This window comes from Salmonella sp. SAL4457 (assembly GCF_046548235.1).
Lineage (GTDB): Bacteria > Pseudomonadota > Gammaproteobacteria > Enterobacterales > Enterobacteriaceae > Salmonella > Salmonella enterica.
In genome coordinates this window covers 1-234 of sequence record NZ_JBGDZO010001382.1, presented here as the reverse complement: position 1 = coordinate 234, position 234 = coordinate 1, and the positions used below count along the sequence as shown (strand labels likewise).

General features: G+C 66.7%; 1 pseudogene. It reads left to right on the top strand.

The annotated features are described in order from the left end of the window. Window positions 1–234, top strand: a pseudogene (gene rlmL / locus ACLJNW_RS28695) (23S rRNA (guanine(2445)-N(2))/(guanine(2069)-N(7))-methyltransferase); the annotation flags it as partial.

Genomic DNA, 234 nt, shown 5'->3' with positions numbered 1-234 from the left:
GGAGTACGCCGCGCCCAAGTCGATCGATCCGGCAAAAGCCCAGGCGCGCCTGTTCGACGCCCTGGCGGCGATTCCGCAGACCCTGGGCGTTGCCCAGGAGCGAGTGGTGGTCAAGCGCCGCGAGCGCCAGGCCGGCAAGAAGCAGTACGAACGGCAGAGCAGCGAGGGCAAGTTCCTCGAGGTGGGTGAGGGCGATGTGCGCCTGCTGGTGAACCTGACCGATTACCTGGATAC